This window comes from Mycobacterium sp. NGS63 (genome assembly GCF_059812295.1).
The window spans coordinates 475,339-500,722 of the sequence record NZ_JCALCJ010000001.1; the positions used below are offsets into that span (position 1 = coordinate 475,339).

The 25,384-nt window shown below is 66.1% G+C and carries 18 protein-coding genes; 11 read left to right on the forward strand and 7 right to left on the reverse strand.

What is annotated here, in order from left to right:
- Window positions 1-3 precede the first annotated feature (3 nt).
- Complete coding sequence (locus AC5Y4Z_RS02285) at window positions 4-1,653, reverse strand: GMC oxidoreductase (RefSeq protein ID WP_499960628.1); 1,650 nt, start codon at window positions 1,651-1,653, stop codon at window positions 4-6.
- A 215-nt stretch (window positions 1,654-1,868) separates the two neighbouring features.
- Between AC5Y4Z_RS02285 and AC5Y4Z_RS02290 the strand changes: the two genes are divergently transcribed.
- The 6 genes from AC5Y4Z_RS02290 (at window position 1,869) to AC5Y4Z_RS02315 (ending at window position 9,214) form a co-directional block, all read left to right on the forward strand.
- Complete coding sequence (locus AC5Y4Z_RS02290) at window positions 1,869-3,359, forward strand: PE family protein (RefSeq protein WP_499960629.1); 1,491 nt, start codon at window positions 1,869-1,871, stop codon at window positions 3,357-3,359.
- Between the two features lie 268 nt (window positions 3,360-3,627).
- Window positions 3,628-5,151, forward strand: a complete 1,524-nt coding sequence (locus AC5Y4Z_RS02295; RefSeq protein WP_499960630.1) for a PE family protein — start codon at window positions 3,628-3,630, stop codon at window positions 5,149-5,151.
- Window positions 5,152-5,434: 283 nt separating this feature from the next.
- Window positions 5,435-6,367: an ATP-binding cassette domain-containing protein gene (locus AC5Y4Z_RS02300; protein ID WP_499960921.1), complete on the forward strand. Its 933-nt coding sequence runs from the start codon at window positions 5,435-5,437 to the stop codon at window positions 6,365-6,367.
- Window positions 6,364-7,125: an ABC-2 transporter permease gene (locus tag AC5Y4Z_RS02305; protein ID WP_499960631.1), complete on the forward strand. Its 762-nt coding sequence runs from the start codon at window positions 6,364-6,366 to the stop codon at window positions 7,123-7,125. The genes AC5Y4Z_RS02300 and AC5Y4Z_RS02305 overlap by 4 nt, the downstream gene beginning before the upstream one ends.
- Window positions 7,122-7,913 (forward strand): ABC transporter permease, encoded by a 792-nt coding sequence (locus AC5Y4Z_RS02310; protein WP_499960632.1) that lies wholly within the window; start codon window positions 7,122-7,124, stop codon window positions 7,911-7,913. Before AC5Y4Z_RS02305 ends, AC5Y4Z_RS02310 begins: the two co-directional genes overlap by 4 nt.
- Before the next feature lie 53 nt (window positions 7,914-7,966).
- Complete coding sequence (locus tag AC5Y4Z_RS02315; RefSeq protein WP_499960633.1) at window positions 7,967-9,214, forward strand: glycosyltransferase; 1,248 nt, start codon at window positions 7,967-7,969, stop codon at window positions 9,212-9,214.
- 84 nt (window positions 9,215-9,298) lie between these two features.
- Here the strand turns inward: AC5Y4Z_RS02315 and AC5Y4Z_RS02320 are convergent, their stop codons facing one another.
- Complete coding sequence (locus AC5Y4Z_RS02320) at window positions 9,299-10,351, reverse strand: putative capsular polysaccharide synthesis family protein (protein ID WP_499960634.1); 1,053 nt, start codon at window positions 10,349-10,351, stop codon at window positions 9,299-9,301.
- A gap of 348 nt (window positions 10,352-10,699) precedes the next feature.
- On the opposite strand from AC5Y4Z_RS02320, the gene AC5Y4Z_RS02325 reads away from it, so the two are divergent.
- Complete coding sequence (locus tag AC5Y4Z_RS02325; RefSeq protein ID WP_499960922.1) at window positions 10,700-11,989, forward strand: glycosyltransferase; 1,290 nt, start codon at window positions 10,700-10,702, stop codon at window positions 11,987-11,989.
- A 10-nt stretch (window positions 11,990-11,999) separates the two neighbouring features.
- Here the strand turns inward: AC5Y4Z_RS02325 and AC5Y4Z_RS02330 are convergent, their stop codons facing one another.
- Window positions 12,000-13,244, reverse strand: coding sequence for a glycosyltransferase family 4 protein (locus AC5Y4Z_RS02330; RefSeq protein WP_499960635.1), 1,245 nt, complete (start codon window positions 13,242-13,244; stop codon window positions 12,000-12,002).
- A gap of 101 nt (window positions 13,245-13,345) precedes the next feature.
- On the opposite strand from AC5Y4Z_RS02330, the gene AC5Y4Z_RS02335 reads away from it, so the two are divergent.
- A complete protein-coding gene (locus AC5Y4Z_RS02335) occupies window positions 13,346-14,326 on the forward strand; it encodes a Gfo/Idh/MocA family protein (RefSeq protein WP_499960636.1) in 981 nt (326 codons plus the stop codon).
- 3 nt (window positions 14,327-14,329) lie between these two features.
- Here the strand turns inward: AC5Y4Z_RS02335 and AC5Y4Z_RS02340 are convergent, their stop codons facing one another.
- The 3 genes from AC5Y4Z_RS02340 to AC5Y4Z_RS02350 all read right to left on the reverse strand — a co-directional run bounded on the left by AC5Y4Z_RS02340 (window position 14,330) and on the right by AC5Y4Z_RS02350 (window position 19,220).
- Complete coding sequence (locus tag AC5Y4Z_RS02340; RefSeq protein WP_499960637.1) at window positions 14,330-16,006, reverse strand: GMC oxidoreductase; 1,677 nt, start codon at window positions 16,004-16,006, stop codon at window positions 14,330-14,332.
- Window positions 16,007-16,121: 115 nt separating this feature from the next.
- On the reverse strand, window positions 16,122-18,299 hold the full coding sequence (locus AC5Y4Z_RS02345; protein WP_499960638.1) for an acyltransferase family protein: 2,178 nt from the start codon (window positions 18,297-18,299) through the stop codon (window positions 16,122-16,124).
- Window positions 18,300-18,425: 126 nt separating this feature from the next.
- A complete protein-coding gene (locus AC5Y4Z_RS02350) occupies window positions 18,426-19,220 on the reverse strand; it encodes an alpha/beta fold hydrolase (RefSeq protein ID WP_499960639.1) in 795 nt (264 codons plus the stop codon).
- 144 nt (window positions 19,221-19,364) lie between these two features.
- Here AC5Y4Z_RS02350 and AC5Y4Z_RS02355 point away from each other — a divergent pair, with 144 nt between their 5' ends.
- Both AC5Y4Z_RS02355 and AC5Y4Z_RS02360 read left to right on the forward strand, forming a co-directional pair.
- Window positions 19,365-20,747: a nucleotide sugar dehydrogenase gene (locus AC5Y4Z_RS02355; RefSeq protein WP_499960640.1), complete on the forward strand. Its 1,383-nt coding sequence runs from the start codon at window positions 19,365-19,367 to the stop codon at window positions 20,745-20,747.
- 49 nt (window positions 20,748-20,796) lie between these two features.
- Window positions 20,797-21,798, forward strand: coding sequence for an NAD-dependent epimerase/dehydratase family protein (locus AC5Y4Z_RS02360; protein WP_499960641.1), 1,002 nt, complete (start codon window positions 20,797-20,799; stop codon window positions 21,796-21,798).
- A gap of 35 nt (window positions 21,799-21,833) precedes the next feature.
- Here the strand turns inward: AC5Y4Z_RS02360 and AC5Y4Z_RS02365 are convergent, their stop codons facing one another.
- Complete coding sequence (locus AC5Y4Z_RS02365; protein ID WP_499960642.1) at window positions 21,834-24,002, reverse strand: acyltransferase family protein; 2,169 nt, start codon at window positions 24,000-24,002, stop codon at window positions 21,834-21,836.
- 99 nt (window positions 24,003-24,101) lie between these two features.
- Between AC5Y4Z_RS02365 and AC5Y4Z_RS02370 the strand changes: the two genes are divergently transcribed.
- A complete protein-coding gene (locus AC5Y4Z_RS02370; protein WP_499960923.1) occupies window positions 24,102-25,382 on the forward strand; it encodes a glycosyltransferase in 1,281 nt (426 codons plus the stop codon).
- Window positions 25,383-25,384: the final 2 nt, after the last annotated feature.

Below are 25,384 nucleotides of genomic sequence, written 5' to 3' on the forward strand. Positions count from 1 at the left end.
TCGTCACGTGACGAAATGCGCCTGGTTGAGGTGTTCGGCCACCCGCAGGGCGTTGGCCGCGACGGTCAAACTGGGATTCAAGCCGGCGCTGGACGGGAAGAACGAGGCGTCCACGACGTAGAGGTTGTCGACTTCGTGGGCGCGGTTGTATGCGTCGAGCACGCTGGTTTTGGGATCGGTACCGAAGCGGCACGTCCCGCAGACATGGCCCAGCGTCGAGTTGTTGGCGCCGGTCCGCAACGTGAGCGTGCGAAGCGGCTTCAACACCTCTTTTATCTGCCGTATGAACACCGCGCGGCGTTCGATCTCACTGCGGTGTAGGCGGTACTGCATGCGCAGCCGTTGGCGCCCGTCGGTGCCGGGTCGGTCACTGGGCAGGACGCGGTTCTCCAGATACGGCAGGTCTTCCATCATCGGGGCCAGCACCAACCCACCGTTGAAGAAGCGGTCGTAGATTGGTCGCACCGCGGGGCTCATCAGGCGCAGCATCTTGGGCGGCCAGCCGGGCTGGTTGGTGAACATGTCCATCGATGCCAAATTGGCCATCGCGCCGGCCGACTGCAACGTGCCGTATTTCTGGCCGTCCCAGAAGTAGAAGTCGTTGAGCCCGATCTCCTTGTTTTCGGCCGTGATGTTGCAGCCGGGTTCTGGCCAGACCTCGACCCAATCCATCAGATGGCGCATCAGGTTGCGGCCGACGTAGTCGGAGCCGTTGGCCAGCCCGTTCGGCCAGTCTCCGGACCGGGAATCGAGTAGCAGTACCGGGGTGACCAGGGCTCCGGCGGCCAGTACGACGACTTTGGCTTTGAGGGCGAGTGTCTCGGAGTGGTGCTGGGCGATCACCTGCTGGACGTGGGTGCGGTCGGCCTCGAGGCGCAGCACCCGGCATTGGTCGAGCAGGTGCGCGCCGTGCTCGGTGAGCGCGGGCAGCACGCCGTTGCGGGCGGCGTCGTTCTTGCACGACTGCGGACACAGATGGGCCTGGCAGGTGGCGCAGCCCTCGGTGTAGTCGCAGGCCATCGGCAGGTGGTAGGGGTGCAACCCGCGGCCGGTCAGGTGGTCGACCAAACGTTGATTGTCGGGCGAAAACGGCGGCGCCGCAGGCAAACACGCGTCGGCGGCTTCGGGCCGCAAGGGATCGCGCTGGCCGTGCACCCCGAGCAGTTTTTCGGCCTGGGCGTACCACGGGCTCAGTTCGCCGTAGGTGATCGGCCAGGCTTCGGGCACGGTGGATTCGCCGGGGTCGCGGAAGTTTTGGCGGGGGGTGAAGTCTTGGGCGAAGAAGCGTTCGCAGACCATGCCGTAGAGCGCCGAGGAGCCGCCGGTGCCGGCACCGATGAACGGCACGAACCGCTTGGGGCGCCGCCCGCTGATGTCTTCGATCTCATCGGTGGAGCGCCCCGCCCGGGCCAGCGCGTCGTAATAGGTCTGCGCCGAACGGGCAGCCCGCGGCTCGGCCAGTTCGGGCATCGCCGCGCGGATGGTGCCCGGTGTACCGGGCAGGGTGGAGCGCCCCTTCTCGAGGAACAGCACCCGCCGGCCCGCGCGGGCCAGCGAGTAGCCCAGCATGCCACCGCCCATGCCGGTGCCCACCACGATCACGTCCCACACCACGCGCTCGGCCTCACGCGCGCTCAGTACGCCGTCAGCCAATCGAGCTCCTCAGCCGATGATGGGCCCAAAACGCGACCGGCCTGGGCGAATCGGGATCGTACCACCCGATACGAGCGTCACAACGGACCCGTTTTGCCCGGCGGATCGAGTCAAGTCAAGAAAGGGGCCTCCGATTTCAATTTGACGTGTGTACTGTAGGCACCGTCCTGAAAGGCTTGGTTGTGGCCAGGGTCTGCCTGTAATCGGAGCCGCGTATGTCTCCTTATGTGATTGCTACGCCGGAGGTTTTGGCTGCGGCGTCGTCGGAGTTGGCCGGTATCCGGGAGGCGGTTGTTTCTGCTGCTGCGGGGGCGGCGCCTGCGACGGTGTCGTTGGTGCCCGCGGCCCAGGATGAGGTTTCGGGGGCGGTTTCGCGGTTGTTTGGTGCCTATGGGCAGGCGTATCAGGCGCTTAATGCGCAGGCGGGGTTGTTTCATCAGCAGTTCGTGCAGGCTTTGACTGGTGCCGGGGCGCAGTATGCGGCGGCTGAGGCGGCTAATGCGAACCCGTTGCAAAGTGTGCTCGATCCGATTAATGCGCAGGTGCAGGCGCTGACTGGGCGTCCTTTGATCGGTAATGGCGCCAATGGTGCGGACGGGACGGGGTCGGGGGGTGCGGGCCAGGCCGGTGGCAACGGTGGGTGGCTGATCGGCAACGGGGGCAATGGTGGTCGCGGCGCCGATGGGCCCAATGGCGGCAATGGCGGGGCGGGTGGGGCGGCGGGCCTGTGGGGTCAAGGTGGTAACGGCGGGGCCGGGGGCAACGCCACGAGTGCGGGCGGCAATGGCGGTAACGGTGGGGCCGGTGGGGGCAATGGGTTCTTCGGCGGCGGCACCGGGGGGTTGGGCGGCAATGGCGGCAACGGCGCCTCGGCGACGGCGGCCGGGCAAAACGGCGGCAATGGCGGTAACGGGGGGGCTGGCGGTAATAACCGGGCGATGTTCTCGTTCAACGGTGTTGGTGGCACCGGCGGCAGCGGTGGTAGCGGCGGCAGCGGTGTCGATGGCTCTTCGAGCACGACTCCTGGGGCCGCGGGGATGGCCGGCGGGGCTGGGGGCAATGGCGGGTACGGCGGGGCCGGCGGGGATAACGCGGCGCTGTTGGGCGGTGCCAGTGGGGCCGGTGGCCAGGGCGGTGCCGGCGGTGGCGGGGGTAATGGCGGTAACGGTGCCTCTGGTGTGGGGCATAGCCTTGCCGGGGGCGCGGGTGGGGCCGGCGGCAATGGTGGCTTCTCCGTGGGCGGGACTAGTGGGCAGTCGTTCTTCTGGAACTTCCTAGCTCACCCCGGTGGTGCGGGTGCTGGTGGCGTGGGTGGCAATGGCGGATTCGGCGGTAACGGCATGGCCGGCGACGTCGGTGCGGCCGGGCACAACGGCTTTGCCGGCGGCAACGGCGGTTCCGGTGGTTTTGGCGGGTATGCCAGCGCCGGCGGCGTCAACGGCAATGGCGGCAACGGGGGTAACGGCGGCAACGGCGGGGCCGGCGGCACCGGCGGCACACAAGCCTACGGCGGTTTCGGCGGCCAAGGCGCGCCAGCCGGCGGCGGTCTGGGCGCCCCGGGTACCGCGGGCCACGCGGGATCGCCCGGTACGCCGGTGCCCCCTGTGCCCGCACCGCCTTCGCCCCTACCGCTGCCTCCTCCGCCACCCCCGCCGCCCCCGCCCCCGTTGCCGCCGCTGCCGCCGCTACCTCCGTGGCCCCTATGACCCAGTCCAGAGGTACGTGCACCACGGCCGAGCGCCCGGTGCCTATGAATGGTGGTTGTCACAAGATTTTCCGCGAGCCCGCTCGCTGACGCCGCGCCTGGCTACCGGTCAGACCGATCGTCCGGTGCCGGACCGCGTATTGGTCGAATAGGTATCGGATCGAGACAAGTTCATGAAATGAGTCCCGATTCCAATTAGACGTGTGTACTGTAAGCGAAGTCGTTAAGAGCTATGTTGAGGCCGGTCGCGCCTGTAATCGGAGCCGCGTATGTCTCCTTATGTGATTGCTACGCCGGAGGTTTTGGCTGCGGCGTCGTCGGAGTTGGCCGGTATCCGGGAGGCGGTTGTTTCTGCTGCTGCGGGGGCGGCGCCTGCGACGGTGTCGTTGGTGCCCGCGGCCCAGGATGAGGTTTCGGGGGCGGTTTCGCGGTTGTTTGGTGCCTATGGGCAGGCGTATCAGGCGCTTAATGCGCAGGCGGGGTTGTTTCATCAGCAGTTCGTGCAGGCTTTGACTGGTGCCGGGGCGCAGTATGCGGCGGCTGAGGCGGCTAATGCGAACCCGTTGCAAAGTGTGCTCGATCCGATTAATGCGCAGGTGCAGGCGCTGACTGGGCGTCCTTTGATCGGTAATGGCGCCAATGGTGCGGACGGGACGGGGTCGGGGGGTGCGGGCCAGGCCGGTGGCAACGGTGGGTGGCTGATCGGCAACGGGGGCAATGGTGGTCGCGGCGCCGATGGGCCCAATGGCGGCAATGGCGGGGCGGGTGGGGCGGCGGGCCTGTGGGGTCAAGGTGGTAACGGCGGGGCCGGGGGCAACGCCACGAGTGCGGGCGGCAATGGCGGTAACGGTGGGGCCGGTGGGGGCAATGGGTTCTTCGGCGGCGGCACCGGGGGGTTGGGCGGCAATGGCGGCAACGGCGCCTCGGCGACGGCGGCCGGGCAAAACGGCGGCAATGGCGGTAACGGGGGGGCTGGCGGTAATAACCGGGCGATGTTCTCGTTCAACGGTGTTGGTGGCACCGGCGGCAGCGGTGGTAGCGGCGGCAGCGGTGTCGATGGCTCTTCGAGCACGACTCCTGGGGCCGCGGGGATGGCCGGCGGGGCTGGGGGCAATGGCGGGTACGGCGGGGCCGGCGGGGATAACGCGGCGCTGTTGGGCGGTGCCAGTGGGGCCGGTGGCCAGGGCGGTGCCGGCGGTGGCGGGGGTAATGGCGGTAACGGTGCCTCTGGTGTGGGGCATAGCCTTGCCGGGGGCGCGGGTGGGGCCGGCGGCAATGGTGGCTTCTCCGTGGGCGGGACTAGTGGGCAGTCGTTCTTCTGGAACTTCCTAGCTCACCCCGGTGGTGCGGGTGCTGGTGGCGTGGGTGGCAATGGCGGATTCGGCGGTAACGGCATGGCCGGCGACGTCGGTGCGGCCGGGCACAACGGCTTTGCCGGCGGCAACGGCGGTTCCGGTGGTTTTGGCGGGTATGCCAGCGCCGGCGGCGTCAACGGCAATGGCGGCAACGGGGGTAACGGCGGCAACGGCGGGGCCGGCGGCACCGGCGGCACACAAGCCTACGGCGGCTATGGCGGCCCCGGTGCGGCGGCCGGCGCAGGTCCGGGCGCCCGAGGCGCCGCGGGCCACGCGGGATCGCCCGGTAACCCGCCGCCGCCATCGCCGGCTCCGCCGTGGATATTCCCGCTGCCGCCCGTTCCGCCGCCGCCTCCGCCGCCTCCACCGCCCCCGCCCCCGTTGCTGCCTATCCCTCCGCTACCCCCGTTGCCGCCGCCACCGCCATGGCCCGTGTGACCGGTCCCACGCGGACCGAATTAGCGGGCGCCAGGTGCTAATGAATTGTTCCTTTGCGGCCCAAGGTTTTCCGCGAGCTCCCTCGGTGTTCGGCCCGCGTGTCAGTGCAGATATCTCGCCAATTTGCGCTCACGTCGCGTCACGCGTGAGGGCGGTCGGCCGCTCTGTGCAGGTCCCGCGCCGGCCCCGAAACGCCGAACGGTTAATCACGTGAGCCCCGGCCTGGGGAATTACGCCCGGTTCTTGCTCAACACGTGTATATCGACGGGTATCGTCTGTGATCGTGATCGAACTAGACGGCGTAGCCAAGACGTTCGACGGGGCAATCCACGCCTTAAACGACGTGAGCTTTTCCGTTCCAACGGGGTCGATTTGCGCCCTGCTCGGTCATAACGGCGCCGGCAAGACGACCACTATCAAGATCCTGTCCACGCTGCTGCAGCCCACCGCTGGCCGAGCAGTGGTGGCCGGGTACGACGTCGTCCGGGAGCCGGCACAGGTGCGCGCCAGCATCGGCAGCATCGGCCAGCTTGCCGCGATCGATCTCGAGCTCACCGGCCGGGAGAATTTGGTGTTGTTCGGCCGGCTACGGGGATTGCGGCGCAAACATGCGCGGCTGCGAGCCGACGCCTTGATCCACCAGTTCGATATGTCGCACGCCGCCGACCGGCCGGTGCGCACCTATTCCGGTGGCATGCGGCGCCGCATCGATGTGGCCGCCGGACTGGTGGTGCTGCCGAAAGTGCTGTACCTCGACGAGCCGACCACCGGGCTGGACCCGCGTAGTCGCCGCGAGGTGTGGGACCTGGTGTCGTCGTTGTCAACCCAGGGCGTCACGATCCTGCTCACGACGCAGTATCTCGAAGAAGCCGACATGCTCAGCGACTCGATCGTCGTTCTGAACAACGGCCGTATTGTCGCCAACGGGACCGCCGAAGACATCAAGCGCCGCGTGGGGTTGGGCTACTGCACCGTGAGCCCGGTAAACCCGGCCGACCTCGCCAAGATTTTTGCCGCGGTCGCCGATCTCGACGGCGCGGAAGCCGACTACGAGGCGAACACCGTCTCGGTGCGCTCGCCCGACGGTGTCGCGACGCTCGGCGAGGTGTTTCGCCGGGTGGACCGGCTTGGCATCGAGCTCGCCGACATAGCCCTGCGCAAGCCGTCCCTGGACGAGGCATTTTTGCACCTCACCGAGCGGGTCAGCACGACGTGACGGGGCTGGCTGCTCTGACCGAGCGCGTCGTGCGCCTCGCAATGCGCGACGATTTGCCGTTTGCGGTTCTGTCGCCCGCCGTGAGCTTGGTCGTCTTCAACTTCATGCTGAACAACGTGATCGACACCGGTGGCATGAGCTACCCGCAATACGTGCTGCCGGTTGTCATCGTCCAGGTGATACTCCTCGGTGCGCTCACGACCCTTGACCGGGCTGCCCGCGACGAGCGTGGCGACTTCGGGGACCGGCTTCGCACACTGCCCATCTCCACGGTGACACCGATGATGGCCCGCATGCTGTATTGCCTCTTCCGGGGAACCCTCGCCCTGCTCGCCGCGGTCGCTGTCGGGTACGCGTTCGGTTTCCGGTTGTTCGGCGGATTTGGCTACGCGGCGGCCTTCGCCGTCCTTACCCTCACGCTGACGCTGGCGCTATCGCTCGCGGCCGATGCCGCAGGGGTTCTTTCCGAAGCGTCGCAGGGCAAGATCGCGAGAAGCGGAGGGCTCACGCAGTTGCTGCTCGTTCCCCAAATGCTGTTGGTCATGCTGTCCACCGGGACGGCGCCCGTGGACTCGTTCCCCGACTGGCTGCATCCCTTCGTGCGCAACCAACCTATTTCCCAGGTGACGGAAACCCTGCGTGGCTTCGCCGCGGGCCGCGTGGTGGTCAGCAATTTGACGACCAGCTTGGCATGGTGTCTCGGGTTGCTGATGGTGTTCGGCGCGTTCGCGGTGCGGGCACAGAGGCGCAAACAATGACGGCCGACGCACCGCCGCGGAGTTCACTGGCCGCCGAAAGCCTGGTGTTTGCCGGCCGGCTCTTCACCGAGTGGCGGCGCCAGCCGGCGGTGCTGATCCAGGCTCTGATATTCCCGACCTTTCTGCTGATCACTTACAAACTGCTGGTCGGTAAATCGATATTGAGAATCACCGGCACCGACAGTCTCTACGGCCTTGTGCCGATGTGCGCCATAGCCGGTGCGATGTTTGGGGCGGTGCTGGCCGGACGCACCATTCCCTTCGAGCGCGACACCGGTCTGATTGCCAGATTGTGGGTGTTTCCGGTACACCGGGCCAGCGCCCTGACCGGTCGGCTGCTCGCCGAGGCCATTCGCACGCTGGTGAGTACCGTGGTGATCACGGCGGTCGGCGTTGGACTCGGCCTTCGGTTCAAAGGCGGCTGGCTCGCCGTGATTCCGTTCATCTTGGTGCCCGTGCTGATCGTTGTCGTTTTTTCGATGGCAGTGATTGCGATCGCGATACGTTCCCAGACCGGTGCTGTGCTTTCCTGGCTGGCGGTGCCATCCGTCGGTTCGGTGTTCTCCAGCTCCGGTGTTATTCCCCCTGAGAATTTGCCGTCGGCGGTGCGGCTGCAAATGCACCTGCAGCCGATGTGGCCGACGATTGAGTCCATGCGGGCACTTGCTCAGGGCGATCCCGCGTTGTGGCCGCTCGTGCTGACTGTGCTCTGGGCGCTGGGTCTGGCTGCGGTCCTCGGACCGCTGGCCGTGCGCGGTTATCGCGCGGCAGCGATAACCCCACACTGATACCGCGCGCCGTCATCCAATCGCACGTACGACAACTGAAAGGCCGTTGCGCGATGAAAGTTGTGCTGGCATGTTATGGAACTCGCGGCGATGTGGAGCCCTGCGTTGCCGTCGGCCGTGAATTGTCGCGCAGGGGACACGACGTACGCATAGCCGTCACCCCCGACTTGGTCGGCTTCGCAGAGGCGGCTGGGCTTGCTGCGGTGGCTTTCGGGCCAGATTTCCAGTCCTTCAACGACACGCAGCGCAACCTGTTGCCCGCGATGGATTTCCGCATCCTGTTGAACATCCCGCGCCTTATCAGGTTGTCGCTCGAAGCTCAGGCACTCGTGACCAAGACCTGGAGAATGACGAGCGACCCGCTGATACCGCTGGCGGAGGGGGCGGACCTACTGGTCACCCATCAGAATCTAGAGGAGTCCGCCCTCAACATTGCGGAGTATCACGGGATTCCGTTGGCCACGGTGCATGTCACCCCGAGACGGGTCAACCGCCAGATCCGCTCGGCCACGGCGTTCAACGAGTGGCGGCACTACCGGGGAATCTTGAAGAAGGTCGACAACGCGCAGCGCCGTGAACTTGGCTTGCCGAAGGCGACAACTCCGTCGCGGCGGCGGATCACTGAACGAGGATCGCTGGAACTTCAGGCTTACGACAAGGCGGGCTTTCCCGGGCTGGCGGCCGAATGGGCGAAATTCGATGGCCAACGGCCCTTTGTCGGGACGCTGACGCTGGCCTTGTCCACGGATGCCGACGACGCGGTCGCGTCATGGATCGCCGCGGGGACTCCGCCGATTTATTTCGGGTTTGGCGGCACGCCGCTCGAATCCCCGGCCGACACAATCGCCATGATCGCCGCGGCGTGTGAGCAGTTGGGCGAGCGGGCGCTGGTTTGCGCCGCGTCATCTGATTTCAGCGACGTCCCGCAGTTCGAGCACGTCAAGGTGGTTCGCGAGATGAATTTCGAAGCCGTCTTCCCGCTCTGCCGTGCGCTCGTCCATCAGGGCGGCTCCAGCACCACGCCGATCGGCCTGCGCGCCGGGGTACCCGCGTTGATTCTCTGGACGTGGCCCGATCAGGCCCTTTGGGGGACTCAGATTGCCCGACTCAAGGCGGGCGCCGGCCGGCGGCTTTCGACCGTTACCGAGAAAGCCTTAGTCGCCGACCTGCGCCAGATTCTCACCCCTGAATACGCCGCCCGAGCTCGCGAGCTCTCCACGCGGATGACGAAGCCGAGTGAAAGCGTTGCCAACGCTGCCGATGTATTGGAAAACTTCGTGGGCTCGAAGTGTTTCCGCTAACTCGCAAAGGCGGCTACCGGAGCGATCGGGCGATTGAAGCCTTGGCAGGCGACGAAAACCCTCTACGCTGGCACGCCTTGTCTGCTAGCGGCCCCGCGGTCCCGAATGATCTCCATCTGCGGCGGCATTGCTAGTGGCTGCTTTTCGCCATTTTGATCGCATGCTCGCCAACTCTTGATCGGTGTAGAAGTAGCGGGCATAGGGCGTGCAGTAGGCGGCGTCGATATCGGCATCCGAAAACTCGATCTGCTGTATGAAGTCCTTCATCAGATCGAAGTACCACTTCCGGGAAGAAAGGTTGGCCGGCCAAAGTCGGTCGACTCGGGAGGGCTCTCCATAACGCTCAACCACAAACTCGTTCAACGCATCAAGATAGTTCTTGCTGATGTCTTCGAACCGCAGGACCAACACCCGCCATCTTCCATCCCGGAAAATCTGCCAGCCCTTTTCCGGATCGAACCCATGGTCATAAATCCGAATGTCGGTAGCCGGCTCGAAATGGCGGTCAAACCATTCCGTCGCCTCCTGTATCCCGGTGTCCCATGCGTGAAACCGCGCGATCAATTCATCCATGCCCGCGTTCTGGGCGGCGTCCACCGACTCGAAGCAAAAGGGATACTCGGCGACGGGGTTCAACTTGGGATGCACAGCTAGGTGCTGGAAAAAGCATGAGATCTTCCGGGCCAGCGGATCCCGTACGGCAGTGATGATGTCGAAATACTCAACGTCCTTGGTGTTGCGGCCCACCCGGTACGGTTCGTATTTTGAACAGAAGTCCGCGCGATCGTGCAGATGGTAGTAACGGTAACGGGCCTCAAGCGTTTCCTCGAGCGTCGTGGACCCAACCTTGCCCATCTGAAACACAAATAGCGGGTCTTGGAAGCGGCCGCGAGTTCGCCGCCACGCGAGCACGGGATTCAGGGTCCACTTCATCCTGGCAATTTGCTTGATTCTGCCAATATCGGGGATCGCCGTCAGCGACGCGTCGGAATGCTGGATACCCGCGAAGCGATCCCTGACAGGCCGCTGTCGAGATAGACGGCGGCTTGGCTGTTCCACTCGGGCAGTATGCAGCAAACCTGACCGCTCCCGCAACGAAATCATCAGTGATTGTCCCGCAAGGGATACAACGGTCATGCCGACCCCGAGCGGTTGGTCGGCAAACCATTGTCGAGGCCGCATTCATCATGGCAGGTTCCGCTTCGATCGCAGTCCCGAGACTGCGGTGAATGTGGCGGTCGATAGCCGCACAGGCGGCCGGATCCCAACGTTATGCCGCTGGGGCCGCGCGAAGTCCCGCCCTTTTGGGAGCGGTCGGTGTCGACGAATGCCGCAGCGGGACGGAACGAACGATGGACTGATGGAGGCCAGTGGCCCAACGCCCCACCGATGATCGGACAACCGGTAATAATGATCGGTGCCTCTGACTTCGCCTATGCGCATGAGAAGAAAATGCCCATGACAACTGAAAGGCTAGAGCCCGCGATGAAATTTGTGCTGGCGTGCTACGGAAGTCGCGGTGACATCGAGCCCTCCGTCGCTGTCGGTTGCGAGCTGCAGCGCCGAGGGCACGACGTGCAGATGGCCGTTTCCCCCAACCTGGTCGGCTTCACCGAGGAGGCGGGGCTCACGGCCGTCGGCTATGGACTGGACACGCAGGCGCTGCTGGACGCGCAGCGCAACTACTGGACATGTCGCTTTCACACGCCCTGGAATTTCAAAGAGCTGAACAGGCTGCAGCGCGAAAACCTCGAGATCTCCATCCAATGCTGGAGAGAAATGAGCAAGGCGCTTACCTCGCTGGCGGAAGGGGCTGACCTCCTGTTCACCGGGCTGACCTTCGAGCAGCCCGCTGCCAACGTCGCCGAGTTCTACGACATTCCGCTGGCGACACTGGATTACTACCCGATCCGGGCCAACGGGCAGCTCGTACCGTTTTTGCCGGGGCCGCTGATTCGCCGCGCATGGTCGATGGGCGAGTGGATGAATTGGCGCGCGATGAAGAAGACCGAGGACGAGCAGCGCCGGGAACTGGGCCTGCCGAAGGCCACGCGGCCCACGTCGCGACGGATCACCGAACGCGGTTCGCTGCAGATTCAGGCTTACGACGAGTTGTGGTTTCCGGGGCTGGCCGCCGAGTGGGCGAAATTCGATGGCCAGCGGCCCTTCGTCGGCACCCTGACGATGGAGTCGCCGACCGATGCCGACGAGGAGGTCGCGTCGTGGATCGCCGCCGGGACACCGCCGATCTTTTTCGGGTTCGGCACCATCCCCATCGCATCTCCGGCCGACACGCTCGCCATGATCGGCGCGGCCTGCGCGCAGGTAGGCGAGCGGGCTTTGGTCTGCGCCGGGTCGAGTGACTTCGGCAATGCCCCCGGTTTGGAGCACGTCAAGGTCGTGAGCACGGTCAATTACGCGACGACCTTTCCCGCCTGCCGCGCGGTCGTGCACCACGGTGGTGCGGGCACCTTGGCCGCGGGCCTGCGCGCCGGGGTCCCGACGTTGATCCTGTGGACACTGCCCGATCAGATCATTTGGGGAAGCCAGCTCAAACGACTCAAGGTTGGCTCCGCGCGGCGCTTTTCGTCCGTTACCCGCAAATCGCTGGTCGCGGAACTTCGCACCATCTTGGCCCCGCAATACATCGCACGTGCCCGTGAGATCGCCACCCGGATGACCAGACCCGCCGAAAGCGTCGCAGCCTCAGCAGATCTCCTCGTAAAATTCACCCGCGAGCAGCGCGCCGGCCGATCGGCGAAGCCGAGTTGTTGAGGTAAGCCCGTCACAGACCGACAACGGTGGCGAGATCGTCGTCGTGACGGCTGCGTTCGAAGCGCTGCGCGGTTTCCACCGCACGCACAGCGAGGCGGCGCCGCAGGTCCTCGTCCGATTCGAGCAACATCAGGTTGGCCGCAAGTGCTTTCGCGTCCCGGGCCGGGCTCAGCAGCCCGTTGACGCCCGGATCGATGATCTCCAGCGTGCCACCCGCGTTCGTCCCACACACCGGCAATCCGGCTCTCAACGCCTCCACGGTGACCCGGCCGAAGGCCTCGCAGTCGCTGCACATGAGGCCGACATGGGCTGCGGCCCAGTAGGGTCCGACGTCGTTGGTGACTCCGTGAATGCTCACCAGGTCGGCAACGCCCAAGGATTGCGCCAGCTTTCGCACGGGTTCGGGGTCGCCCGGACCGACCAGTGTCAACTCGAGCTCTACACCGGCATTCCGTGCGATGGCAACAGCCTCGACCGCCACGTGTTGCCCCTTGGATTGAAAGAAATGACCGACAAGCACAGCTCGCATGCGCTCGCCCGCCTGCCGCTCCGGTGGCGTGCCGAGTGGGGTGTCGACCACCGGATAGATCACGTGTGTCTTCATGTCGGGATCCTGCGCGAGCAGAGCCCTTTCCACTGCATGCGAATTGCAGACCACCGCTTCCGACAGCCGTCCGATCAGGCGCACGGTGATGCGGTCGCCGAACAGGAACCGAAACCAATGGTCGTCTCTGCCGAACTCGTGGACCATCCAGTAGTGCGGAATTCCGAGCAGTTTGGCAGCGACCGCGTGCGAAGGAATAACCATGGTGTTGCTGAGCACCATCTGTGGCCTCAGTCGAACAAGGAGCAACAGCGCTCGCAAGATGCCTGGAAGGAGAAGCGCGGCAACCACCACGTTAGCGAGCGGTACGAGAACCGCGCCGACGAGCGCCTCGACGACCGGCGAGTTGATGCGTTCTCGCCACAGTTCTAAATAAGCCCATGAGGGTACCCAGGAAATCTCGGTCCGGATACCGTATCCGGAGCATTCGGCTGCGAGGCTTCCCTTTCGCGGGTAGACGCCGACAAGTTCAAGGTCGGGCTGCTTTTTCTGGAGCGCCAAGACGAAGTCACAAAAAGAGAGGGCGCCGCCGCCGCCCAAATCGGCGACGTTCGAGACCACCAACGCTCGCGGGACTGTGGTCTCTTTGCGTCGAGCTTTGATTGCGCGAAGCCGGGATCCCGCGCGGCGTAAGGGTTCAGCGGCAACCATTGGCAGAGTGTATGCCCGCAGTATTGGGGGCACACGAAAGACCCGGGTCAATTGCTCGATCTCTCCGAGTGATTCTGAGGTCAGGTGCTAGCATCCGATCCGTGCCTGAAAGCGTGCGGATCGGCATCCTGGGAGCAGCGAGCATCGCACCTGCGGCGCTGATCAAACCGGCGAAGGAAAACAACGAGGTCGTGGTCGCCGCGGTGGCCGCGCGCGATGTTTCCAATGCTCAAATCTATGCCGCCAAAAACGGTATTCCGCGAGTGCACGACAGCTACGAGGCGCTGTTGGACGATCCGGACCTGGACGCGATATACAACCCGCTGCCGACAGCCTTACATGGCAGGTGGACTCGGGCTGCACTCGACGCCGGCAAGCACGTTTTGTGCGAAAAGCCGTTGACCGCCAATGCCGCCGAGGCCCGAGAGGTCGCCGAACTGGCCGCCAAGGCGGACCGGGTGGTGATGGAGGCATTTCATTACCGCTATCACCCTTTTGCTTCGCGCGTCGAGGAAATAATTGCCTCGGGGGAGCTGGGCGAGTTGCAGCGACTGGAGGCGCACTGGTGCTTCTGGATGCCCAAGTTTTCCACCAACCGCTACAACTACGCCCTTGGCGGCGGTGCGCTCATGGACCTGGGTTGTTATGCGGTCGACATGGTTCGGACGTTCGGCGGGTCGACCCCGGAAGTGATTTCGGCGCGTGCGAAGCTGCGTGGTTCTGAAATCGACCGGGCCATGACCGCCGAATTGCGGTTCGCCGAAGGGCACACCGGCCGAGTGCGCTGCTCGATATGGTCGTCGGCTCCACCGCGGTTTACGGCGAAAGTGGTGGGAAATCGCGGGGAACTGCGGCTCAATCCGCTGTTTCCGTTCCAGCGGTTCTCGGTCCGATCAACAAACGGAAAGCGCGTGGAAAACTTCGGGACGCGGCCCACCTATGCGTATCAGCTCGACGCTTTCGCCGCGGCCGTGCTGCGGGGCGAACCGGTGAAGACCGGGCCGGAAGATGCAATTGAGACGATGAGCGTCATCGATGCGATCTATCGCGCGGCCGGCCTTCCGCTGCGCAAGCCGGTCTGAACGCTAATCCGCTTGCCCAGCAGGCACTTCCGACCGATCGGGACTTGTGGCGAAATGCGCCTGGTTGAGGTGTTCGGCCACCCGCAGGGCGTTGGCCGCGACGGTCAAACTGGGGTTCAAGCCGGCGCTGGAGGGGAAGAACGAGGTGTCCACCACGTAGAGGTTGTCGACTTCGTGCGCCCGGTTGTATTGGTCGAGCACGCTGGTTTTGGGATCGGTACCGAAGCGGCACGTCCCGCAGACATGGCCGAGGTTCGCGTTGCCTTCGCCGTTGCCCAGGCTGATTTGGCGAAACGGTTGTAGCAGTTCTTTGACCCGCGATAGAAACGCCGCGTGGCGTCTGGTCTCGCTGGGGTGTAGGCGGTACTGCATGCGCAGTCGTTGCCGACCGTCCGTGCCGGGTCGGTCGCTGGGCAGGACGCGGTTCTCCAGATACGGCAGGTCTTCCATGATCGCGGCCAGCACCAGTCCGCCGGTGAAGAACCGGTTGTAGACCTGGCGCACCGCGGGGTTCATCAGACGCAACGCCTTGCCCTGCCAGCCGGGGCGGTTGGTCATCATCTCCATGGGCGGCATCGCGCCGAATGACTGCAGGGTGCCGTATTTCTGGCCGTCGCAGAAGTAGAAGTCGTTGAGCCCGATCTCCTTATTGGCGGCCGTGGTGTTGCCGCCGGGTTGCAGCCAGATCTGGAACGGGTCCATCAGATGGCGCATTAGGTTGCGGCCGACGTAGTCGGAGCCGTTGGCCAGTCCGTTGGGCCACTCTCCGGACCGGGAATTGAGGAGCAGCGTCGGGGTGATCAGGGCTCCGGCGGCCAGTACGACGACTTTGGCTTTGAGGGCCAGCGTCTCGGCGCCACGCTGGGCAATCACCTGCTGCACCTGGGTGCGGTCGGCTTCGAGGCGCAGCACCCGGCATTGGTCGATCAGGTGGGCGCCGTGCTCGGTGAGAGCGGGCAGCACGCCGTTGCGGGCGGCGTCGTTCTTGCACGACCGGGGGCAAAGGTAGGTCTGGCAGGTGGCGCAGCCCTCGGTGTAGTCGCAGGCCATGGGCAGGTGGTAGGGGTGCAGGCCGCGGCCGGTCAGGTGGTCGACCAGCGGTTGGTTGTCGGCCGAAAACGGTGGTGGCGGAGGCAGATTGACGTGGGCGGCTTCGGGGCGCAAGGGGTCGGGTGTGCCACGTACCCCGAGCAGATTTTCGGCCTCCGCGTACCAGGGACTCAGTTCGTCGTAGGTGATCGGCCAGGCTTCGGGCACGGTGGATTCGCCGGGATCGTCGAAGTTTTGGCGGGGGGTGAAGTCTTGGGCGAAGAAGCGTTCGCAGACCATGCCGTACAGAGCCGAGGAGCCGCCGGTGCCGGCACCGATGAACGGCACGAACCGCTTGGGGCGCCGCCCGCTGATGTCTTCGATCTCATCGGTGGTCCGCCCGGCGCGGGCCAAGGCGTCGTAGTAGGACTTGGGGGAGCGGGCCGACTTGGGTTCGGCGAGTTCGGGCATGGCCGCGCGGATGGTGCCCGGCGTGCCCGGCAGGGTGGAGCGTCCCTTTTCCACGAACAGCACCCGCCGGCCCGCGCGGGCCAGCGAGTAGCCCAGCATGCCACCGCCCATGCCGGTGCCCACCACGATCACGTCCCACACCACGCGCTCGGCCTCGCGCGCGCTCAGTTCGTCAGGCAATCGAGCTCCTCAGCCGATGATGGTCTAGCGCTTGCCCCGGTTTGGGTGCTTCGGGATCGTCATGAACATACTCAATGTGTTCAACAGGTGTGTGATAACGCCAGGACTCGAAGCGTCAACGGTGGGCAAGCGCGCGGTCGGCCAGCACGCCGATGACCGGTGCCAACTGTCGGGAGTATTGGAGCGACAGGTGGCTCGCATCAACGTAGACGAGGGTGTTGCCGACGATGGCCGGGCAGCGGACCGTGGCGCAGAACAGCTGGGTCAGGTCGGCGTATTGTCCGCCGCCGGCAGTTGTGGCGGCGGTTTCGGCCGCGATGCCGGGTTGGTTGACCGCGGTCGACCTTAAGGGCGAGCAGGCCGTCGCGGCATCGAGGTGGCCAGACAGGCAGATCGGCACCACCGAGCGCGGATTGGGGACCGGTCCCAGCACCAGCACCTGCGCACCGGTACCTCGCAGCCGTTGCACGAGGCGGGTCAGGCCATCTATCCATGCCGGGCCGTATGACGGCAAGCCTGTGGCGGCGCCGTAGGTGCGCGCGATGCTGAGCACGACCAGCCGCGGGTGTTCGGCCTGTAGTCGGGCGATGATCGGACCGCGCCATTGCTCGCACTCGGTGTACTCGCGATGCAGAAGTGAACTGTTGATGGGCAGGTCCAGCAATGGACATTCCGCCTTGTTCAGCATTTCCAGCCGCCAATGTCGCTGTGCGGCGATTTGCTGGAACGCGGGGTTCCACATCGCGGCATGTGAGTCGCCGACCACCGCCACCGTCGTGGCCGAGGCGGTATCCCCCGATGCGCACTCTGGCTGTGCGACTTCGAAAAGACTGCGCGCGCAGCTGTCGCGGCCCATGGATTTCACTTCGGCTTCCGCATCGACAAGGGGCGGCGCCAGGTTCGACGGCACGGCGTTCAGGTCGGCGGATGCGGCGACCGCGATCTGCACCTGGGCGAAGGCATGCTGTACCGCGGCGTCGTACGCATCCATTTCGGAGCCCGCGGGTGGTGGTATCACCGTGACGGACAGCGCCGCGGCCGGCGCGCCACGCCCGATCGGGGCGGGCACCCAGACCAGGAGCGCGACGCCGACGCACACCGCAACCGCCGTCGCGGCACCGCCGAGTGCGAGGCTGCGGCCGGCCGACTCTCGCACGGAAGGGGCGAATCGCAGCGGGTTCTCGATGAAGCGCAGTGTCAGCACGGCCAGCCCGCCGGAGATGGCGACCGTCGCCAGCCTCTCGGGCAGCCCCAGCGGATGGCCCAACAACGGCGCCGCGAGCACCAGCACCGGCCAGTGCCAGAGGTACCACGAGTACGACACCCGCCCGACCGCCCGGACCGGGCCCAACGCCAGAACACGCCCGACGCCCCGAGCAGACGCGGCGCAGCCCGCGCCGATCACCAGGGCCGTACCGAGCACGGGCAGCAGCGCGGCGGTACCCGGGTACGGCGTGGCGCTGCCCAGCCGGGAGCAGGTCACCAGGATCACCCCCAGACCTGCCCACCCCGCGATCACGGTGACCGGTGCCGGTAATCGGCGCCACTGGCTAGCCGTCAAGGCCACCACGCCGCCCGCGGCGAGCTGCCAGGCCCGAGTGGGCATGAGGAAGAACGCGGCAGGCGGCCACATGTCGGTGAGCGCCAGGGAGATCGCAAATGACACCGCCGCGACCAAACACAGGATTACCAGGTACGGCCGCACCGACGACCTCGCGTCGGCGCGGGTGCGCCGGCGCATGCGCCGGATGAGCCACGCCGTGCCGATGATCATGGGCGGCCACACCAGGTAGAACTGCTCCTCGACCCCCAGGGACCAGTAGTGCTGGAACGACGACGGAATTTCCGGATGCGCGAAGTAATCGGCGTTCTGCAAGACGAACCACATATTGCCGACGTACAGCGCGCTGGCGATGCCGTCATAGATCACGTTCCGGACTTGCAACGGCGATAACAGCACCGCCGAGGCGATCAGGGTGATGACCCCGACCGCGGCCGATGCCGGCAGCAAGCGGCGGGCCCGCGCACCGTAGAAGCGGCGCAGCCCCACGGTTCCAGAGCTGCTTACCTCGCGCCAGAGCAGCCCGGTGATCAGGAAGCCCGAGATGACGAAGAACACGTCCACCCCGACGAACCCGCCGCCCACGCCGGGCACCTCGGCGTGAAACAGGACGACGGCCAGCACCGCGACCGCGCGCAAGCCTTCGATGTCCCCGCGAAATCGCGCCGGTGCCGAGTGCCGACCTTGCAGTCCTTCGGTAGGACTAACGCGGTCGCCCTGGAGCACTGTCACCTACCTGGGTAAGAGGACCCGTTCTTCGAATGAGGCATTATCACACATCTGTTCAATTCCGATGAGGGACTTGCGCCATGGGGGTTGTGCTGGGAAAACGGCCCGATTCCGGCTGGCCCGCGCCAATCAGCGACGAGCCGGCTTCGGCAGGACGATCTCGGGTGGCAGCGCACCATCGGTGAGCCAGCCGTCGACGGTGCGCGTGAACAGGTCCGGATAGTGGATGGGCCAGTCATGGGGCATGCCGAGTGCGACCCTGGCGACTCCGTTGGGCATGTGCTGAGCGAGTGCAGCAGCCCAGCGTCGCATGATCGGCAGCTCCTTGCCGCCCGCGACGAACAATGTCGGCGAAGCCGATTTGTCGAGGCCCTCGGGAAGCGTGAACCCCGCGGCCGCCATGGTGACGTCGACGAGCTGCCCGCTGGTAATGAGTCGCACGTCCTCGTGATACTCCTCGATACGGGCCGGTGAAACCTTCGCCTGCCACGCATTCCGGTACTGGCGCACCATCCAGCGATACAGCGAGCTGCGGGCCGGCAGTGCCGACAGCCGCCGCGTCAACCTTGGGAATGGCAGCGTGTTGATGAAGGTCCCGCACAGCACCGCCCGATCGACGACCTTCGGTTCGGTTGCCAGCAACTGCACCCCCACTTGGGCCCCGAGCGACCAGCCCACCAGGTGTGCCCGGCCGGTCGCTACCCGGGAGCGGATGAGTTCTGCCACCGCGGCGGCGGCTCGCCCCATTTCGAACGGTCCCAGCTCGAAACTCTTTCCGAAGTGCGGCATATCGGGGACGAGACAGCGATATTGCTGCAGGCGTTCGACGACCGGCTCCCAGGACCAGCCGCTGGTATACGCGCCGTGAAGTAAGACGATGGCGGGCGCCCTCGCCGGACCGGATTCGCGCGCGAACAGGTCCACGTCAGGGAACCTACGCCCAAAGTTCCGGGTTCGAGGTCTATTGCACGGGTGTTGGATTAGACTGCCGGACGGGCTAGCGGGGGCGGGAGGCCGCCGCTGTCAATCACAGAACGCGCACGGGGGACCGAAGGGCTGGGTTCCGCGATGGCTGAAGGCGTGTTCGGGCGCAGCGACGCCGAGATCGACCTGCTGGTGCGTGGCATGCGGTCGGGCATCGCGGTGGTGGGCTTCGGCTACATCGGCACCGTGATCGGTGCCGTGCTGGCCGACCGCGGCTGGCCGGTGACAGGGATCGACGTGCGGCAAAGCGTCGTCGACGAGATCAACCTGGGCAAGTCCACGGTCCCCGAGCCGGGGCTCGGCGAACTCGTCGCCAACAGCGTGCGGGTCGGCCGGCTGCGCGCCACAACCGACTTCGGCGCGCTCGCTGACAACGACTTCGTCATCGTGACCGTGGGCACGCCGCTGGGCCCGGACTTCGAGCCCATCGTCGACGACATCAAGGGAGCGGCGAAGGCCGTGGGGACGCACCTGCGTGCCGGCCACCTCGTCATCCTCAAGAGCACGGTGCCACCCGACACCACCGAGAAACTCGTTCGGCCGATCCTCGAAGAGACTTCGGGGCTGCGGGCCGGCGTCGACTTCGGGTTGGCGTTCTGCCCCGAGCGGCTCGCCGAGGGGCAAGCCATTCACGAGCTGACCTCGATCCCCGTCGTGGTGGGTGCCGTCGATGAGCGCAGCGCTCGCGCCTGTTCCACGCTGTGGCGACACGCCCTGGGCGTGGACTCGATCGTCGTCGACGATCCGCGGACCGCCGAGATGGTCAAGCTGGCCGACAATCTCTGGGTCGACCTCAACGTCGCGCTGGCCAACGAGCTGGCCAAGGTGTGCGACCGGCTGGGGATGGACGCCCTGCAAGTCATCGAGGCGGCCAACACGATGCCCAAGGGGGGCCGCGACGCGAACATCCTGAGGCCGAGCATGGGCGTCGGCGGTTACTGCCTGACGAAGGATCCGTGGTTCGTCAACCATCTGGGGCAGTCCGTCGGGCTGGAGCTGGCGATCCCGCGGACGTCGAGGACCGTCAACGACACGATGCCGGCCTATACCTACGGGCTGCTCACCCAGCTCCTCGGCGATCAGGGCAAGGCGGTCGAGACCAGCAAGATCGCGGTGCTGGGCATCGCGTTCAAGAACAACACCGGCGACTGCCGGCTCACGCCCACCAAGTACGTCGTCGCCCTGCTCGAGGAGTCGGGCTGCCAGCTGTCGGTGCACGATCCGTGGGTGCCGGACGAGGAGGCCCACACGGTGACGAAGATTCCGTTGACCGCCGATATCGAGTCGGCCGTCAAGGACGCGGACGCCCTGGTGGTGCTCGCGGGCCACCGGGAGTTCCACCAGATCCCGCTGGTCCGCCTGGCGGAACTGACGGCATCCGGCTGCGTGTTCCTGGATGGACGCAATAGTTTTGACCCGGCGGCGGTGCGCGCGGCAGGCTTCGTCTACAAGGGGATCGGCCGATAACGGGTCGATAGGCGAACGAAGACCGCTACACGGAAACGAAAGAGCAAATATGTCTAATGTCGTCGTGACGGGCGGCTACGGCTTCATCGGATCGCATTTGGTTTCGGCGCTGCTGGACCGCGGAGATTCGGTGACGGTGTTCGACTTCGCCAAGAACACCCGCGACACCAGCATCGACTTCGACCGGCACGCCAACTTCCGGTTCGTGCAGGGCGACGTGACCGACATCGGCGCCCTGGAGAAGGCCCTGACGCCCGGCGTCGACACGGTCTTCCATCTGGCCGCGGTCGTCGGCGTCAAGAACTACATGAAGGACCCGTTGCGGGTTCTGGACGTCAACGTGACCGGCACGCGCAACGTCTTGGAGTTGAGCCAGCGGCACGGGACCCGCGTGCTGTTTTCCAGCACCTCGGAGGTGTTCGGGAAGAACCCCAACCCGCCCTTCGCCGAGGACGACGATCGCGTTGTCGGCTCGACGCGGACCGCGCGGTGGAGCTACAGCACCAGCAAGGCCATGGCCGAGCACCTGGTCTTCGCGATGCACACCGCCTACGGGCTGCCGGTGACGGTGGTGCGCTACTTCAACGTGTACGGCCCGCGGCAGAACCCGATCTTCGTGATCTCGCAGAGCATTCACCGGATCCTCAACGGCCGCGAGCCGCTGCTGTACGACTCGGGCGATCAGACGCGCTGTTTCACCTACGTCGACGACGCGATCGCCGGCACCTTGCTCGCGGCCGACAGCGACGCGGCGATCGGCGAGGCCTTCAACATCGGCAGCATGACCGAGACCACCATGCGTGACGCCGTCGCGCTGGCGATCAAGATCGCGAACGTCGACTCGGTGTCGGGCGCCGAAGCCGTGGACACCGGCGAGCGCTACGGGGGCCGCTACGAGGACATTCCCCGTCGTATCCCGGACTCGACCAAGGCGCAACGGGAGTTGGGATGGCGCCTTCGGGTCGACGTCGAGGAAGGGATCCGTCGCACCATCGAATGGGCGCGCGCCAACCCGTGGTACCTCAAAGGGCCCGCCGGGGATCAGGCGTAATACCGCCGCTTTGTCGGGGGCCTCGCCCCAGCATGTCAACGACTGGCGAGTAGGCGGTCGGCCAGCGTCCCCATCACCGGCGCCAACAGCCCGGCGTACTGGGCGGTCAGGTGGCTTTCGTCGACGTAGACCATCGTGTTGCCCACGATGACCGGGCAGCGGTCAGCCGTGCAGAACAGCTCGGTGAGGTCGGAGTATTGCCCGCCGCCGAGTTTGGTCGCGGCCGCTTCGGCCGCGATCCCGGCCTGGTTGACCGCCTTCGAGGTGGGCGGAGAGCAGGCCGTGGCGTCGTCCAGATGGCCGGCCAAGCAGTCCGGCAGGTTTGCCTGCAGAACCGGGACCGACCCGAGGACCCAGACCTGCGCGCCGGTGCCACGCAGCTGCTTGACGAGGCGGTTCAAGGCGTCGACCCATACCGGGTCGTATGACGTCATGCCCGGCTGCCGGTACGCGCGCTTCATGTCCAGCACGACGAGCCGCGGGTGCTCGGCCTGTAGCCGTGCCGCGATCTCGCCGCGCCACTCGTCGCACTCGGTGTAGGCACGGTCAGCGGCTCCGTTGATGGTGGGCAGGTCCAGCATGGGGCAGCCGGCCTTGGCCAGGGTCTCCAGCCGCCAGTGCCGCTGGGTGGCGACTTGCTGAAACGCCGGATACCACATCGCGGCGTGCGAGTCGCCGACCAGGGCCACGGTCGTCGCCGAGGCGGTATCGCCGGACGCGCACTCAGGCTGTCCGACTTCGAAGAAATTGCGCAGGCAGCCGTGCAAGTACAGGGACTTGACTTCGGCTGTGACGTGGGCGAGCGGCGGGGTCAGGTTCGAGGGGACGGCTTTCAGTCCGACGGATGCCGCGACCGCCGCCTGCACCTGCGCGAACGCATCCTGCACCGCCGCGTCGTAGGCTTCCACGCCGGACCCGGCGGGCGGAGACGACGCGGTGATGTGCAGCGCCGGAGCCGCCGGACCGCGTCCCACCGGGACGGGCATCGCCACCAGCAGTGCCACGCCGACACCGACCGCGACCGCGGTGGCGGCGCCGCCAACGGCGAGGCTGCGGTTGGCCGACCGGCGCAGGCGAGCGGCGAAGCGCAGCGGGTTCTCGATGAATCGCAGGGTCAGGAAGGCCAGCGCAAGGGAGACCAAGACCGCAGTCAGCCTCTGCCCCAGGGAGTTGGCGGTCGCCGATGCCGGTACCACCAGCAGCAACGGCCAGTGCCACAGATACCACGAATACGACACCCGGCCGATGGCCCGCATCGGCCGCATCGCCAGGGCGCGCCCGACGCCCCGGGCGGGTGTGGCGCAGCCCGCGCCGATCACCAGCGCGGCACCCAGCACCGGCAACAGCGCGGCGGTACCCGGATAGGGCGTGGCGGGGCCCAATCGGACGCAGGCCAGGAGGATCATCGCCAATCCGACGCATCCCGCGATCGCGGCGGCCAGGCCCGGGAGACGACGCCACCCGCCCGCGGTGAGGGCCACCAGGCCCCCGACGGCCAATTCCCAGGCCCGGGTGGGCAGGGAAAAGAAGGCCACGGGGGGGATCACGCGGGTGAAAACGACTGAGAGCGCGAACGACACCGCCGCGACCAGGGCCAGGACCACCAGATACGGGCGTTGCGACGACACCGCATAAGCCCCGGTACGCCACCGCGCACGCCGGATCAGCCACGCAGTGCCAAGGATCAATGCCGGCCACACCAGGTAGAACTGCTCCTCGACGCCCAACGACCAGTAGTGCAGGAACGGCGAGGGCAGCGCGTCGGCGAGATAGTCGACGCCCTGCAACATGAACCGGTAGTTGCTGACGTACAACGCGCTGGCAATGCCGTCGCAGAAGACGCTCCGCAACCGCAACACGGGCGACATTGCGGCCGTGCCGAGCATGATGACGACACCCACCGTGGCCGACGCCGGCAGCAGCCGGCGCGCCCGCGCCCCGTAGAACCGGCGCAGGCCGACGGTCCCGGTGCTACTCACCTCGCGCCAGAGCAGACCCGTGATCAGAAAGCCCGAGATGACGAAGAATACGTCGACGCCGACCAGCCCGCCGCTCACGCCGGGCACGCGGGCATGAAACAGGACAACGGCCACCACCGCGACCGCACGCAGGCCCTCTATGTCCGGACGAAATTCCTTTTGTGGCGGGTGCTGGCGCTCTAGCTCTTCGGTAGGGGCAACGCTGTCGGCCTGACGCACGGGCACCTACCTAACGAGAGGATGCGTTCTACAAGTCGAGGCATTATCACACACCTGTTGAACACTGCTCGGACGAATCCTCGACTACTTGCTACGATCTCGCCGATGAAATTTGCGCTGGCAAACTGGGGAACCCGCGGCGAAGTCGAGCCCTACGTCACGGTCGGCCGCGAGCTGGTGCGCCGCGGGCACGAAGTGCACATGGCCGTCGCGCCCGAGATGGTGAGCTTCGTCGAGGCGGCGGGTCCTACCGCGGTGGCCTACGGGCCGGAGTTGAAGGCCATCCTGGACCCACATCGCGACTTCTGGGCGGGCTTGTTCACCACCCCTTGGAGGATCCGCGAGCTAGGCAGGTTGTCGGCCGAATATTCCGCGCCCCTTACCCAATGCCGGGCGGAGGTCAGCAAGACGCTCACGTCGCTGGCGGACGGGGCCGACCTGTTGCTTACGGGCATGAATTACGAGGACGACGCGCTCAACGCCGCGGAGCACTGCGACATTCCGTTCGCCACCCTGCACATCTTCCCGCTGCGAGTTAACGGCCAACTGCTGCCGTTTTTGCCAGCGCCGTTGGCCCGATCCGCGACGAGGCTGCTCGACTGGGCGGCTTGGCGCGGAGGAAAGAAGATCGAGGATGCCCAGCGCCGTGACCTCGGATTGCCGGCGGCAACGCGGTCCTGGCCGCGCCGGATCACCGAACGCGGATCGCTGGAAATCCAGGCCTACGACGAGGTGTGCTACCCGGGGCTGGCTGCCGAATGGTCGAAATGGAACGAGCAGCAACCACCCAGACGGCCGTTTGTCGGCGCGCTGACGATGGAGTTGCCGACGGACACCGACGACGAGGTCGCGTCGTGGATCGCGGCGGGAACACCTCCGATCTGCTTCGGCTTTGGCAGCGTGGGCGTCGAATCTGCTGCCGACACACTCGCGATGATCAGCTCCGCCTGCGCGCAGCTGGGCGAGCGGGCGTTGATCTGTGCCGCCGGATCCGACTACAGCAACATCGCTCACTCCGAACACGTCAAGGTGGTCGGCGTGATGAATTACGCGGCGGCCCTGCCGGGCTGTCGCGCGTTTGTGCACCATGGCGGTTGCGGCACGACGAACGCCGGTCTGCGCGCGGGATTGCCGACGTTGATCCTCTGGACCTTGCCCGATCAGGGGCTGTGGGGAGCGCGGGTCAAACGGCTGAAAGTCGGTACCGGGCGGCGCTTTTCGGCCACCACGGAGAAATCGTTGGTCGCCGACCTTCGCACCGTCCTGTCCCCGCAATGCCGGACCCGGGCCCGCGAACTCGCCGCCCGGATGACCAAGGCCTCCGACAGCGTGGCGACCGCCGCCGACGTGGTTGAAGATTTCGCCCGCCGCGGGCGGGTTGGCTGAGG

Coding starts and splice junctions, on each gene's coding strand:
- AC5Y4Z_RS02290 (WP_499960629.1), top strand. CDS start 1,869: ATGTCTCCTTATGTGATTGCTACGCCGGAGGTTTTGGCTGCGGCGTCG.
- AC5Y4Z_RS02295 (WP_499960630.1), top strand. CDS start 3,628: ATGTCTCCTTATGTGATTGCTACGCCGGAGGTTTTGGCTGCGGCGTCG.
- AC5Y4Z_RS02310 (WP_499960632.1), top strand. CDS start 7,122: ATGACGGCCGACGCACCGCCGCGGAGTTCACTGGCCGCCGAAAGCCTG.
- AC5Y4Z_RS02315 (WP_499960633.1), top strand. CDS start 7,967: ATGAAAGTTGTGCTGGCATGTTATGGAACTCGCGGCGATGTGGAGCCC.
- AC5Y4Z_RS02320 (WP_499960634.1), bottom strand. CDS start 10,351: ATGACCGTTGTATCCCTTGCGGGACAATCACTGATGATTTCGTTGCGG.
- AC5Y4Z_RS02325 (WP_499960922.1), top strand. CDS start 10,700: ATGAAATTTGTGCTGGCGTGCTACGGAAGTCGCGGTGACATCGAGCCC.
- AC5Y4Z_RS02330 (WP_499960635.1), bottom strand. CDS start 13,244: ATGGTTGCCGCTGAACCCTTACGCCGCGCGGGATCCCGGCTTCGCGCA.
- AC5Y4Z_RS02355 (WP_499960640.1), top strand. CDS start 19,365: ATGGCTGAAGGCGTGTTCGGGCGCAGCGACGCCGAGATCGACCTGCTG.
- AC5Y4Z_RS02360 (WP_499960641.1), top strand. CDS start 20,797: ATGTCTAATGTCGTCGTGACGGGCGGCTACGGCTTCATCGGATCGCAT.
- AC5Y4Z_RS02370 (WP_499960923.1), top strand. CDS start 24,102: ATGAAATTTGCGCTGGCAAACTGGGGAACCCGCGGCGAAGTCGAGCCC.